Origin of the sequence: Mycobacterium sp. 050272 (genome assembly GCF_039023525.1) — a bacterium.
Taxonomy (GTDB): domain Bacteria; phylum Actinomycetota; class Actinomycetes; order Mycobacteriales; family Mycobacteriaceae; genus Mycobacterium.
Window position 1 is genome coordinate 1 of record NZ_JBCHKV010000009.1, and the last position, 12,952, is coordinate 12,952.

Annotated in this window: 12 protein-coding genes, 4 tRNA genes and 1 pseudogene; 11 read left to right on the forward strand and 6 right to left on the reverse strand. The window is 64.3% G+C overall.

Features of this window, described 5'->3' with window-relative positions:
• The 3 genes and pseudogenes from AAHS21_RS18015 to AAHS21_RS18025 form a co-directional block, all read left to right on the forward strand.
• On the forward strand, positions 1-209 hold a 209-nt coding region (locus tag AAHS21_RS18015; protein WP_342928972.1), incomplete at its 5' end, for a transposase.
• Positions 210-1,101: 892 nt separating this feature from the next.
• Positions 1,102-1,281 (forward strand): annotated as a pseudogene (locus tag AAHS21_RS18020) (site-specific integrase); the annotation flags it as partial.
• Positions 1,282-1,347: 66 nt separating this feature from the next.
• A complete protein-coding gene (locus AAHS21_RS18025; RefSeq protein WP_342929139.1) occupies positions 1,348-2,037 on the forward strand; it encodes a site-specific integrase in 690 nt (229 codons plus the stop codon).
• Positions 2,038-2,135: 98 nt separating this feature from the next.
• On the opposite strand, the gene AAHS21_RS18030 is transcribed toward AAHS21_RS18025, so the two are convergent.
• The 3 genes from AAHS21_RS18030 to AAHS21_RS18040 form a co-directional block, all read right to left on the reverse strand.
• Positions 2,136-2,212: transfer RNA gene (locus tag AAHS21_RS18030), tRNA-Phe, on the reverse strand.
• 34 nt (positions 2,213-2,246) lie between these two features.
• A tRNA-Asp gene (locus tag AAHS21_RS18035) sits at positions 2,247-2,320 on the reverse strand.
• Between the two features lie 48 nt (positions 2,321-2,368).
• Positions 2,369-2,441 (reverse strand) — tRNA-Glu (locus AAHS21_RS18040).
• A 111-nt stretch (positions 2,442-2,552) separates the two neighbouring features.
• Between AAHS21_RS18040 and AAHS21_RS18045 the strand changes: the two genes are divergently transcribed.
• Positions 2,553-2,628 (forward strand) — tRNA-Lys (locus AAHS21_RS18045).
• A gap of 98 nt (positions 2,629-2,726) precedes the next feature.
• Complete coding sequence (locus tag AAHS21_RS18050) at positions 2,727-3,521, forward strand: TIGR04255 family protein (RefSeq protein WP_342928973.1); 795 nt, start codon at positions 2,727-2,729, stop codon at positions 3,519-3,521.
• A gap of 4 nt (positions 3,522-3,525) precedes the next feature.
• Here the strand turns inward: AAHS21_RS18050 and AAHS21_RS18055 are convergent, their stop codons facing one another.
• Positions 3,526-4,425 (reverse strand): class I SAM-dependent methyltransferase, encoded by a 900-nt coding sequence (locus AAHS21_RS18055; RefSeq protein WP_342928974.1) that lies wholly within the window; start codon positions 4,423-4,425, stop codon positions 3,526-3,528.
• Positions 4,426-4,545: 120 nt separating this feature from the next.
• On the opposite strand from AAHS21_RS18055, the gene AAHS21_RS18060 reads away from it, so the two are divergent.
• Entirely contained in the window at positions 4,546-5,043 is a 498-nt protein-coding gene (locus AAHS21_RS18060) for a nucleoside deaminase (protein WP_342928975.1), read from the forward strand.
• Here the strand turns inward: AAHS21_RS18060 and AAHS21_RS18065 are convergent.
• Entirely contained in the window at positions 5,040-6,023 is a 984-nt protein-coding gene (locus AAHS21_RS18065; protein WP_342928976.1) for an oxygenase MpaB family protein, read from the reverse strand. The two genes, AAHS21_RS18060 and AAHS21_RS18065, sit on opposite strands and share 4 nt — an antisense overlap.
• Positions 6,024-6,172: 149 nt before the next feature.
• Between AAHS21_RS18065 and AAHS21_RS18070 the strand changes: the two genes are divergently transcribed.
• From AAHS21_RS18070 to phoU, 5 genes are all read left to right on the forward strand, one after another.
• Positions 6,173-6,784: a TetR/AcrR family transcriptional regulator gene (locus tag AAHS21_RS18070; protein WP_342928977.1), complete on the forward strand. Its 612-nt coding sequence runs from the start codon at positions 6,173-6,175 to the stop codon at positions 6,782-6,784.
• 136 nt (positions 6,785-6,920) lie between these two features.
• Positions 6,921-7,949 (forward strand): acyl-ACP desaturase, encoded by a 1,029-nt coding sequence (locus AAHS21_RS18075; RefSeq protein ID WP_342928978.1) that lies wholly within the window; start codon positions 6,921-6,923, stop codon positions 7,947-7,949.
• 7 nt (positions 7,950-7,956) lie between these two features.
• A complete protein-coding gene (gene dusB, locus AAHS21_RS18080; RefSeq protein WP_342928979.1) occupies positions 7,957-9,090 on the forward strand; it encodes a tRNA dihydrouridine synthase DusB in 1,134 nt (377 codons plus the stop codon).
• A 222-nt stretch (positions 9,091-9,312) separates the two neighbouring features.
• Complete coding sequence (locus AAHS21_RS18085; protein ID WP_342928980.1) at positions 9,313-11,445, forward strand: LCP family protein; 2,133 nt, start codon at positions 9,313-9,315, stop codon at positions 11,443-11,445.
• A 57-nt stretch (positions 11,446-11,502) separates the two neighbouring features.
• On the forward strand, positions 11,503-12,171 hold the full coding sequence (gene phoU / locus AAHS21_RS18090; RefSeq protein ID WP_096290154.1) for a phosphate signaling complex protein PhoU: 669 nt from the start codon (positions 11,503-11,505) through the stop codon (positions 12,169-12,171).
• A gap of 4 nt (positions 12,172-12,175) precedes the next feature.
• Here phoU and pstB read toward each other — a convergent pair whose 3' ends face one another.
• A complete protein-coding gene (gene pstB / locus AAHS21_RS18095; RefSeq protein WP_342928981.1) occupies positions 12,176-12,952 on the reverse strand; it encodes a phosphate ABC transporter ATP-binding protein PstB in 777 nt (258 codons plus the stop codon).

Below are 12,952 nucleotides of genomic sequence, written 5' to 3' on the forward strand. Positions count from 1 at the left end.
ACAAAGAAATCCGGCGCCGAACCGATGTCGTCGGCATCTTCCCCGACCGCGACGCCCTGATCCGGCTCGTCGGGGCAGTCCTGGCCGAACAACACGACGAATGGGCCGAATCACGCCGCTACCTCGGCCTCGATGTCCTCAGCAAATCGCGGCTCACCACCAATACCCCCACAGAACAGGAGGCCACCCCGGCGGCACTGACCGCTTAAATGAAAGCTCGAATCACACGACGACGTCGTACACCACGTCCGTGGACTTGACCGATCCGGGAAACGGTCGGGTGTGCTCATTCACGGGCTAACGCACACGTATGCCAACGACGCCCCGTACCGCAGCCTCAAACCCGCTAGATGCACTGGCCGACACACCGTGGTTTCGCCTGGTGTCCGATGCCGCAATATGACCATTTCAGATGCACTTCCGGCGTCTCACCCGTTCGGGCTTCTAGGCTCTCCTAGAGCTGGTCTCGCAGATTTCGACCCCCTGACCGCACTCGACGGTGCATTTCCGATCGAATGTCGCACTGCTGGTAGCGGGAATCGAGAACTAGGCCTCATGATCTCGGTATGACCTGCCGGCTAGTACCGACGGCGGGAGACGGGGTTGGAGACGATGACTATAGAAAATGCGTCGGTCATGCTCACCGCTCATGAAGTTCGAGCGATGACCGGAGTTCCGGTCTCAACGCTGCATGATTGGGCGGCCAGGCGGGAACGTGGGATCGATGCGCCTGGTCCACATCACCTCAGGCTTAGCGATCGGCACCGTCGATGGTTACTGGATGACGTCAAAGATTGGCTGGAATCGACTCGGGTGTAGAGCGATTCGCCCTCACAGACTACTTAGCGCAACCGCAAATTTTGAGCTAACGATTAAGCTCGCACACGGTCACTGCTGGCTGGAGGCACTGATCCTCAATTCCCCCAACGGCATTCGGGAGGAATCTTGGCCATAAAGCGCCGCGAGACGAAGGACGGCGTGCGTTATGACGTCCAATGGCGCCTACCGGATCGTTCGAAGCGCAAGAAGAGCTTCCGAACGGAGCGCGAGGCGCGCCAGTTCGAAGCAAGGCTCGTCACCGACAGCGCCGCGGGCGTCAGGGTGGACCCACGCGGCGGCAAAATCCTGCTCCGCAACGTCTATCGATCCTGGCTAGCCTCCCGACCCGACCTGAGCGCGAAAGTCCGCCGCGGATACGAAGACAACTGGAGGCTGCGTATCGAGCCACAGTTTGGTTCGTGGCCGATCGCAAGGATCGACCACGAGTCGATCCAGCGATGGGTGAATGCCATGTCAGCGTCGGGTCTTGGACCGCGGACGGTGAGGTGGACGCACTCGGTCCTCAAGATGACCCTTGACCGCGCCGTCGAGGAAGACCAGCTCCTCGGCAAGAACCCCGCATCACGCACCAAATTCCCACCGATGCGGCAAGCCACCCACGTCTATCTAACCGTCGGCGAAGTCGCAACACTTGCCCAAACATGCGGGGCTCAAGGCGACGTCGTCTTGCTGCTGGCTTACACAGGCCTACGATTCGGTGAACTCACCGGCCTCAATGTCGAGGATGTCGACCTGGGCGCTCGTCGAATCCGTGTTCGCCGGTCGATGACCCAAGTCGGCGGCAAACTCGTTGAAGGGAATCCGAAATCGCAAGCCGGCCGACGTTCTGTCCCTATCCCCGAGCGCTTGATGCCGGCACTTAAGGCGCGGCTCGACGCACGACCCGGTGGCGCGCCGGCGATCGCGTCGCCGAAGGGTTCCCGGCTGAGCCTGGAGAACTGGAAGCGTGCGGTCAACTGGCGGAAGTCTGTGACTGAGATCGGCCGGGCCAACTTGCGCGTGCATGACCTCCGGCACACCTATGCATCGCTGTCACGACGGGCCGGCGCCGACTTGCGACTCCTCCAAAAGGCGATGGGCCACGCATCAATCACCGTGACCGCACACACCTACGCGGACCTGTTCGACGACGAGCTCGACGACATTGCAACCGCGCTTGACTCGCTCGACGATAGTTTTCGCGCGGGCCGCGGTTAATCCAGTTTGGCCCCATTTTGGCCCCATTTCATCCGTTGCTCACGTGGTCGAGGAGGCGCCGAGGCCGTTCTGCAGCACTCTGAGCTGCATAAACAATGTGGTGGCCAGGGGCGGGATCGAACCGCCGACCTTCCGCTTTTCAGGCGGACGCTCGTACCAACTGAGCTACCTGGCCCGGAAGGCACCGATAACGTGCCTCGCCTTATGGGCGACCCTGACGGGACTCGAACCCGCGACCTCCGCCGTGACAGGGCGGCGCGCTAACCAACTGCGCCACAGGGCCTTGCTTTCCTACTTGTCCTGCTCGCTCCGACGTTACCGCCGTTGCGCGTACCCCCAACGGGATTCGAACCCGTGCTACCGCCGTGAAAGGGCGGCGTCCTAGGCCACTAGACGATGGGGGCCAAAGTCCAACTACCGTTGGGAGCCGCACCAGCTTAGGTCACCGCAGGCCTAATCCTCAAACGAGCGCCGTTCGAGCCGTGTTTGGCGCCCAAGTATCCTGAACGTTCGCCGCCCCTATAGCTCAGTTGGTAGAGCTACGGACTTTTAATCCGCAGGTCCTAGGTTCGAGTCCTAGTGGGGGCACCAAAACGCGGTACGAACCCCGTTGGCGTCGGCCGTTACGGGCAATGACAGCGGGCCGAAGTCCTCGTTTGGCTCGCACCCGACTTGGCTATGCTTCGCGGGTGAGTGTCGAACCGGCCTGGCAAAACGCGCCCGCAGCCCTGGTAACGATGGAAATCCGTCACCCCGCAACGGATTCCCTCACCGAATCGTCGAGCCGAGAGCTCAAAAGCCTGCTCGCCGACGACCTGCCCATCGAACGCCAAGCTCAGGATGTCGCCTGGGCGATGGCCCCGGGGGGAGGCCCGGCGCCAACGGCGGAGCAGTTCGCCCGCTATGTCAATCGGGACGGCACGCTGGCCGCCTCGATCAAGAACCAGGCCATCGTCATCGAGACCACCGCCTACTCCACCTTCGATGCCCTGTCGGACGTCGCGATGCGCGTCATCGAGGCTCGTTCCCAGGTGTCGTCGATCGTCGGGGTGGAACGCATCGGCCTGCGCTATCTGCTGGAGATCCGCGTCCCATTGGGCGCCGACGGTCGCATCGACTGGGCCGAATGGATCGCCGAGCCGCTGCTCGGCCCGCAACGCATCGCTCCCGGCGGGCTGGCCCTGACCGAATGGCAGGGCGCCGCGGTCTACCGCGAACAGCAACCGGGCAAATCGATGATCGTGCGCTACGGACCGGGCATTGGCCAGGCCCTGGACCCCAACTACTACCTGCGCCGGACCCTGCCGGCGCAGCCTGGACCGTTTTTCCAGCTGGATATCGACAGCTTTTGGACCCCGGCAGCCTCGATCCCCGAATACAACCGGGATGCGGTCCGTGCGACGTTCCACAATCTCTACGAGCCGGCCCGTGCGGTGTTTCAGGAAATGCTCACCAGCCGCCTCAAGGATGACCTGCAGGCCTGATGCCCTATCTGGTACGCACCGCCCTGCTGTAGGTCACATCCGCGAAAGCCTGCGCAACGTGGTCTTCGGGGTAGTGAAATCCGTTGGCCGCGTGAAGGTCCTTGACCGTCTGTGACGACACATCCCAGCCACGCTGCGTGAGGTGGTCGACGAGGTGGCTGCGGTGGCCGTGGTAGACGAGATCGTTGAAGTCGACTTCGAAGCCGAGTTCGCTCATCCGGTCGTGGTGTGCACGCCACCGGGGATCCGCGAAAATCGCTGTGTCGGGGACGAATTCGAAAGCCAGCTGGCTGCCCGGGGCGCTGAGCTCGGTGATGTTGTCGAACAACGTGTCCTGAGCCTCGTCGGGCAGGTACACCAGCAAGCCCTCCGCGCTCCACACCGAGGGCGCCTTCGGGTCGAATCCCGCGGCCTGTAGCGCCCCGGCCCAGTCGTCGCGCAGATCGACCGCGACGGTGCGCCGCTGCGCGGTCGGCTGTGCGCCGAGATCACCCAGAGTCAGGGTCTTGAACTCGATCACGTCGGGCAGGTCGACCTCGTAGACGACGGTGCCCGCCGGCCACGGCAGACGGTAGGCGCGCGCATCCAGACCCGAGGCGAGAATCACCGCCTGCGCGACGCCGCTGCGTGCGGCTTGCAGGAAGTACTGGTCGTAGAACCTGGTGCGACAGGCCATCCCCTCGGCCGTGCGGCGAGGGTCGAATTGGGCGTCCCCGCCGACCGGAATCTGCCCGTCGACCATCCGGACGTACACATCAATCCCGACTGCCCGCACCAAATCCGCGGCATACGGGTCGTCGATCAGCTTCTCGTGGTGGGACAGCGCCCGGTGGGCGGCGACCATGGTTGCCGTCGCCCCGACGCTCGTCGCGAGGTCCCAGCGATCGCTATCGGTGCGCGCCACAGTGCTCCCCTGGATCGGTATCTCCAACAAACATAGACAAGCTAGTTATTACCACGACCGGCGGCCGCCGCACCGATCGGGACTACTCTGCGACGTATCTGATGCCCCCGGGGAGGACCCGTGACCGATTTTGCCCAACGGACCATCGACCTGGCCCGTCGAAACGTCGCCGAGGGCGGCCGCCCGTTCGCGACCGTGATCGTCCAGGACGGCCAGGTGCTCGCCGAGAGCGCCAATAAGGTCGCCCAGTCCAACGATCCGACCGCCCACGCCGAGATCCTCGCGATCCGCGAAGCCTGCATCAAGCTGGGTACCGAGCACCTGGTTGACGCCACCATCTACGTGATGGCCCATCCGTGCCCGATGTGCCTGGGCTCGCTGTACTACTGCTCGCCTGCGGAAGTCGTCTTCTTGATCACCCGTGAGTCCTACGAGCAGTACTACCTCGACGACCGCAAATACTTTGAGGTGTCGACGTTTTACCACGAATTCGCGAAAAGCTGGGACCAGCGACGGCTGCCCATGCGATACCAGCCCCAGGACGCCGCGGTCGAGGTCTACCGGTTGTGGAACGAACGCAACGGCGGCGAGCGCAAATCGACGGTCGTCCCAGCCTAGCCCTGGGAAACGTTGGGGCAGTAATGCATTGGATTGTTCCGCTCATCGACGGGCGGCAGGTTGCGCGCCGGGGTGTGCACCAGCGGCGCGTCGGCCGGGATCCGGCCGGACGCCCGATCCAGCCCCGCCCTGGCCCGCGGGTGTTTTCTGAATCGTGCTGGCACACAAGCGAACACGATACGAACCAGGTCACCGAGGCGCCGGTGCAGCCATTCGTCACGGCGTGACCATTGGTAGCCCATCAGCTGGCGCACCGGCGGGTCGTACAGACCGACGGTGAACCAGACGAAGAACGGCGCCAGCAGTTTGCGTTGCGCCGCCCACAACCAATCCGGAATCTTGCCGGCAAACGGCGGCTTGGGCAGGTCGGTCAGATCCAGCACCGCACGTGCGGCCTCGTTGTTCTCTAACACGTTGCGGCACATGTGATCCCAGTAAACCTGGAAGTCCTCCCAGGATGCCGGGACCGGCCGCATGCTCATGCCGTACATCCGGTACCAGTCGATGTGTTCGGCGAACAGCTGGCGCTTCTGATCCTCGGTCAGCCCGCCGCAGAACCGTTGCGCCACATGGATAGTCCCGACGAAGAAGGTGGCGTGCGCCCAGTAGAAAACATCGGGATTCAGCGCGTGATAGCGGCGACCCTGTTCGTCGACACCCTTGATGTTGACGTGATAGTCGCGCACCTCGGCGCCGGTGACCGGGGCGCGGTCCTGATCGAAGACGACGCCGCCGATCGGATACAACGACCGCAACAGCCGGGGCCAGCGTTCCCGAAAGAAGGTCGAGTGGTCGCTGACCGCAGCGCCCAGTTGCGGGTGCATATTCTGCATGGAGCCCGCCCAGGGGCCCTGCAACATGCCGCGCCAATCCCCGAAGTAGCGCCACGTCAGGGAATCGGGACCTAGTGGCGAAGCGTTATATCCAAATTGTGATACCGGACACCCGCTCGCTACCCCGCCGGAGGCGGGATCAGACATTGCCAACTCGCCGAGAGTGGTCGCGCCGCTACCAGCTTCGGCGCTGGTCAGAGGGCAGGCTGCGGACGTATGTTGGGTCACTGTTGGGCTTCCTGTAGCTAGCCGAGATTCTGACTACGTGCGTTGTCAATTTAGAGCTTAGGAGCGATGTGCAGTCCGGTCAACGACGGGGCCGTTGGTCAGGCGTCCCCCTGGAAAGTCGCCACGCCCTGCGACGCGACAACCTGATCGCCGCCGGCGTGCAATTACTGGGCAGCGAACGCGGTCCAGCGCTGACCGTTCGGGCCGTCTGCCGCAAGGCGGCGTTGACCGAACGGTACTTCTACGAGAGCTTTTCCGACCGCGACGAATTCGTGCGCGCGGTCTATGACGATGTCTGCGCCCGAGCCATGACGGCCCTCACCTCCGCGGACACTCCGAGGGAAGCGGTCGAGCAGTTCGTCGAGCTGATGGTCGACGACCCGGTGCGCGGGCGCGTGCTGCTCTTGGCACCGGCCGTCGAGCCGATCCTGACGCAATCGGGCGCGGAGTGGATGCCCAGCTTCATCGATCTGCTGCAGAAAAAGCTGTCCAACATCGGCGATCCGGTGCTGCAGAAGATGATCGCCACCAGCCTGGTCGGCGGCCTGACCAGCTTGTTCACTGCCTACCTGAACAGGCAGCTCGGGGCCACTCGCAAACAGTTCATCGACTATTGCGTCAACATGCTCTTCAACACGGCGGCCCCGTATGTTCCGCCCCTGGACGGGGTATCCGAGTAACACCCGTTTGCCCGCGAAGAGCCAACCGTATTAAGTAGCCAAGTTGTGACTCGGCGCGCCCAGGGCGGAACTTGATGCTACTGATCGACACAGATATATTGACTGCAACCATTAGACACAGATAACTGGGGGTGTCATGCCAGCGACAGCCGACCTGACGGACTTGCAGCTTCTACATGAGCTGGAGCCGGTGGTCGAGAAGTATCTCAATCGGCACCTGAGCATGCACAAGCCGTGGAACCCGCACGACTACATCCCGTGGTCGGACGGCAAGAACTTCTACGCGCTCGGCGGACAGGATTGGGACCCGGAGCAGAGCAAGCTCTCCGACCTCGCCCAGGTGGCGATGGTGCAGAACCTGATGACCGAGGACAATCTGCCCTCCTATCACCGCGAGATCGCGATGAACTTCGGCCTCGACGGCCCCTGGGGCACCTGGGTCAACCGGTGGACCGCCGAAGAGAACCGGCACGGCATCGCGCTGCGCGACTACCTCGTCGTGACCCGCGCTGTCGACCCCGTCGAGCTGGAGAAGCTGCGCATCGAGGTCGTCAACCGCGGCTTCAGCCCGGGCCAGAATCACCAGGTCCGTGACGATCTGTTCGCCGAGAGCCTGTTCGACTCGGTCATCTACGTGACCTTCCAGGAGCTGGCGACCCGGATTTCACACCGCAACACCGGCAGGGCCTGCAACGAGCCAATCGCGGACCAGTTGCTGGGCAAGATCTCGGCCGACGAGAACCTGCACATGATCTTCTACCGCGATGTCAGCGAGGCCGGCTTCGAGATCGACCCCAACCAGGCGACGAGGTCGCTGCACAAGATCTTGCGCAACTTCCAGATGCCCGGCTTCCAGGTGCCCGAGTTCCGCCGCAAGGCCGTCTACATCGCCGTCGGCGGCGTCTACGATCCGCGCATCCACCTCGACGAGGTCGTGATGCCGGTACTGAAAAAATGGCGCTTCTTCGAGCGCGAGGACATCACCGGCGAGGCGGCCGCTCTGCGCGATGACCTCGGCCTGCTGATCAAGGAACTCGAGGATGCCTGCGACAAGTTCGAGGTGTCCAAGCAGCGCCAGCTCGAGCGGGAAGCTCGCACGGGCAAGAAGGTCACCGCGTTCGAGCTGCACCAGACCGCCGGCAAGCTGGCGATGAGCAGGCGGTAACCAAGCAGTGCGCATCGGCTCCATCGAGCTCGCCAGCCCGGTGGTCTTGGCACCGATGGCAGGCGTGACCAACGTTGCTTTCCGGACGCTGTGCCGGGAGCTGGAGTTGACCCGGGTCGGTACCGTCAGCGGGCTCTACGTCTGCGAGATGGTGACTGCGCGTGCCCTCGTCGAGCGGCATCCGGTCACGATGCACATGACGACGTTCGCCCCGGACGAATCGCCGCGCTCGTTGCAGCTCTACACCGTCGACCCGGCCACCACCTACGCGGCGGCCAAGATGATCGCCGACGAGGGCCTGGCCGACCACATCGACATGAACTTCGGCTGCCCGGTGCCCAAGGTCACCAAGCGTGGCGGCGGCGCGGCGCTGCCGTTCAAGCGGCGCCTGTTCGGTCAGATCGTCGCCGCCGCGGTGCGCGCCACCGAGGGCACCGACATCCCAGTGACGGTGAAGTTCCGCATCGGCATCGACGACGAGCACCACACCCACCTCGACGCCGGCCACATTGCCGAAGCCGAGGGCGCGGCCGCGGTCGCGCTGCATGCCCGAACCGCGGCGCAGCGCTACTCCGGCACCGCCGACTGGGAGCAGATCGCCCTGCTCAAGCAACACGTCACGACGATTCCGGTGCTGGGCAACGGCGACATCTACGACGCCAGCGACGCACTGACGATGATGGCCAGCACCGGATGCGACGGTGTCGTGATCGGGCGCGGTTGCCTGGGCCGGCCCTGGCTGTTCGCCGAACTGTCGGCGGCCTTCACCGGGACCCCGTCCCCCACCCCGCCGACGCTCGGTGAGGTCGCCGACATCGTGCGCCGGCACGGCGAGTTGCTCACCGCGCACTTCGGCGAGGACAAGGGCATGCGCGACATCCGCAAACACGTCGCCTGGTATCTGCACGGTTTCCCGGCCGGATCCGATCTGCGGCGCGCGCTGGCCCTGGTCAAGACGCTCGACGAGCTCGACGCGCTGCTGGACCGGCTGGACCGCACCGTCGAGTTCCCGGAGGCGGCGACCGGGCCGCGCGGCCGCCAGGGTTCACCGGCCCGCGTCAGCCTGCCCGAAGGGTGGCTGAACGACCCCGACGACTGCACGGTTCCGGCGGGGGCCGACGTCATGCACTCGGGCGGCTGAGCGACCGCGCTCGAAATCGCGTCTGCGGCGATAAGTCAGTACGATGTGGACCTTGCTTGATTGCGTTTGGGTAGCGGTCGGTTTAACCCGCTGCCCAGGGGCTGTGGATTACGGCGCGACCCACGGGGTGGCGAAGCCGCAGCGCTGTTAGCGCGGCGCGGCGGTGAATTGGCGCACGGACATCACTGACGGCGGCATCAGGGCTTCGGAGGCGGGTAGGACATGAGTGACGGCGAGGTGGACGCCACTCTGGACCATCGCCGTGGCCCCCGCGACCGTCAACCGGCCTCCCCGAGTTCGACCGGCTCGAGCGCCGCACCGTGGGAGCGATTCTCCGAACCACTCGCCGATGACAGCGTCCATCGTTGGCAGATCGAGCCGCCCGCCCGGACATCCGACCAAGAGACGGCCGAACCTGTTGAGCGGTCGGTCCGCAGCGCGGAGCGAGGCGGTGGAAGCCATGCCTCCGGTGCGCTCAGCGTCGCGGACCTGATCGCCAAGGTCGGCGCCACCAACGCCGGCACCCGGCACCGCCGGGCCGCCCTCGACGACGGACCCGACGAACCCGAGCCGGACTTGCAGGACACCCAGGTCATCGATACCCCGGCCTACATGCTCGACGTGATCTCGGAGGTCCCGGACCTCGAACTCACGAACTTCCCGCATGGCGACGAGCCCGAGCTGGAACTCGCGGTCGAGGAACCGAGCGATGCACGTCCGGTGAAGCCGAAGCGGACCCGTCGACCGAAATCTCCCGCGAACTCGGCGCCGAAACGCAAGTCCCGTCGTCGGCCGATACTGCTGGCAGTTCGATCGATGGCCGCCCTGTGTGCCGGGGTGGCGCTGGCCGTGACTGGCGGGGCTTACCAGTGGAGTGCGTCGAAAAACCACCGCCTCAACGTCGTCAATGCGCTCGACCCGGACTCCGGCGACATCGTCGACCCCGGTGGGCAGTACGGCGATGAAGACTTCCTGATCGTCGGCATGGACTCGCGCTCCGGGGAGAACGCCGACATGGGCGCGGGTGACACCGAGGACGCCGGTGGCGCCCGGTCGGACACCGTGATCCTGGTCAACATCCCGGCGAACCGCAAACGCGTGGTGGCGGTCTCCTTCCCCCGCGACCTGGCGATCACCCCGATGCAATGCGAAGCGTGGAATCCCGAAACCGGTAAGTACGGCCCCCTCTACGACGAGAAGACCAAGACCTGGGGTCCCAAGATGGTCTACACCGAGACCAAGCTGAACTCGGCGTTCTCCTTCGGCGGCCCGAAATGTCTGGTGAAGGAAATTCAGAAGCTGTCCGGCTTGAGCATCAACCGGTTCATCGCCGTCGACTTCGCCGGATTCGCCAAGATGGTCGAAGCCCTCGGCGGCGTCGAGGTGTGCAGCAAGACCCCGCTGCACGACTACGAACTCGGTACCGTCCTCGAGCATTCGGGACGCCAGATCATCGATGGCCCAACGGCGCTGAACTACGTGCGGGCCCGCCAGATCACCACGGAATTCAACGGCGACTATGGGCGCATCAAACGCCAGCAATTGTTCTTGTCGTCGCTGCTGCGTTCGCTGATCTCCGAATCCACGCTGACCGACCTGAACAAGCTCAACAACGTCGTCAACATGTTCATCAGCAACAGCCGCGTGGACAATGTCCAGACCAAAGACCTTGTTCAGCTGGGTCAGTCGCTGCAGGGCATGGCGGCCGGGCACTTCACCTTCGTCACGGTGCCCACCGGTGTGACAGACCAGAACGGCGACGAACCGCCGCGGACCGCCGACATGAAGGCCCTCTTCAGCGCGATCATCAACGACGATCCGCTGCCCGAGGAGAACGACCAGAACGCGCAGAACCTGTCGACGACGCCGAGCTCGGGACCGACGACCGCACCCACCACCAAGAAGTCATCGCCACCGAGCGCCGCCCCCGAGGGGCGACGCGAGCAGGTGACGACGACCTCGCCCGACGAGGTCACCGTGCGGGTCTCCAATGCAACCCCGCAGAGCGGACTCGCCGCCACCGCCACTAGCCAACTCAAACGCAACGGGTTCAACGTCATGTCACCCGATGACTATCCGAGTTCGCTGAACGCCACGACGGTGTTCTTCTCACCCGGCAACGAACAAGCGGCCGCAACGGTGGCATCGGCGTTCGCCAACTCGAAGGTTGCCCGGGTTTCCGGCTACGGACAGGTCGTTCAGGTCGTGCTCGGACCCGACTTCAAGTCGGTGAGCACTCCCGCGCCCAGCGGCTCGTCGCTGTCGGTCCAGATCGACCACAGTCCGAGTAGCACGCCGACCAAATTGCCGGACGACCTGACGGTGACGAACGCCGCCGATACCACCTGTGAATAACCGTATTTCGGCTCAGTAGATCGCCGATTACGACGCTGAGTCAGTAGGCTTGGCGATATGCGGACCGCCTATCATGAGCAACTCTCGGATTTGTCCGAGCGCCTCGGCGAGATGTGCGGGCTGGCGGGGGTGGCTATGGAGCAGGCAACCCAGGCACTCCTGCAGGCCGATCTCGTCCTGGCCGAACAGGTGATCTCCGGACACGAAGAGATAGCCCAGTTGAGCGCTCGCGCCGAGGAGAGCGCCTTCGTCCTGCTGGCGTTGCAGGCACCGGTGGCCGGCGATCTGCGGTCCATCGTCAGTGCCATCCAGATGGTGGCTGACATCGACCGGATGGGCGCGCTCGCGCTGCACGTCGCCAAGATCGCTCGCCGACGCCATCCTCAGCACGCACTGCCCGAAGAGGTCAACGGCTATTTCGCTGAAATGGGCCGGGTCGCAGTCGAATTGGGCAACAGCGCGCAGGAAGTGGTGTTGTCCCGCGACCCGGAGAAGGCCGCCCGCATCCGCGAAGAAGACGACGCGATGGACGACCTGCACCGGCACTTGTTCTCGGTGCTGATGGACCGCGAATGGAAGCACGGCGTGGCGGCCGCCGTCGACGTGACGCTGCTGGGCCGCTTTTACGAACGCTTCGCCGACCATGCGGTCGAGGTGGCCAGGCGGGTGATCTTCCAGGCGACGGGCAAGTTACCCGAAGACGAGGCGGCGCAGACGTCGCCGTAACCCGTCAGCCGAAGCGACCGGAGATGTAGTCCTCGGTGGCCTTCTGTTTGGGGTTGGAGAAGATCTTCTCGGTGTCGTCTATCTCGATGAGCCGGCCGGCCTTGCCCGCGGCTTCCAGGTTGAAAAACGCCGTCTGATCGCTGACCCGAGCGGCCTGCTGCATGTTGTGGGTCACGATCACGATCGTGTAGTCCTGCTTCAACTCGCTGATCAGTTCCTCGATCGCCATCGTGGAGATCGGGTCCAGCGCGGAGCACGGCTCGTCCATCAGCAACACGTCGGGCTGAACGGCGATCGCGCGCGCGATGCACAACCGCTGCTGCTGTCCGCCGGACAGACCGCCGCCGGGTTTGTGCAACCGATCCTTGACCTCATCCCACAGGTTGGCGCCGCGCAGCGAGTGCTCGGTGACCTCGTCGAGCAGCTTGCGGTTGCGCACGCCCTGCAGCTTCAGGCCCGCCACCACATTGTCCCGAATAGACATGGCGGGAAACGGGTTTGGCCGCTGGAACACCATGCCGATCGCCCGTCGCACAGCAACCGGGTCGATTCCCGGGGCGTAAATGTTTTCGTCGTCAAGCATCACCGCGCCCTCGACCCGCGCACCCGGGATGACCTCGTGCATCCGGTTCAGCGTGCGCAAGACGGTCGTCTTGCCGCAGCCGGATGAGCCGATGAATGCCGTCACACTGCGCGGGAGAATCGACAGCGTCACGTCCGCGACCGCCTGAAACGACCCGTAGTAGATGTTGACGTCTTTGAGGTCCAACCGCTTGGCCAC

Coding starts and splice junctions, on each gene's coding strand:
- AAHS21_RS18025 (WP_342929139.1), top strand. CDS start 1,348: ATGACCCTTGACCGCGCCGTCGAGGAAGACCAGCTCCTCGGCAAGAAC.
- AAHS21_RS18065 (WP_342928976.1), bottom strand. CDS start 6,023: ATGTCTGATCCCGCCTCCGGCGGGGTAGCGAGCGGGTGTCCGGTATCA.
- AAHS21_RS18075 (WP_342928978.1), top strand. CDS start 6,921: ATGCCAGCGACAGCCGACCTGACGGACTTGCAGCTTCTACATGAGCTG.
- AAHS21_RS18085 (WP_342928980.1), top strand. CDS start 9,313: ATGAGTGACGGCGAGGTGGACGCCACTCTGGACCATCGCCGTGGCCCC.
- phoU (WP_096290154.1), top strand. CDS start 11,503: ATGCGGACCGCCTATCATGAGCAACTCTCGGATTTGTCCGAGCGCCTC.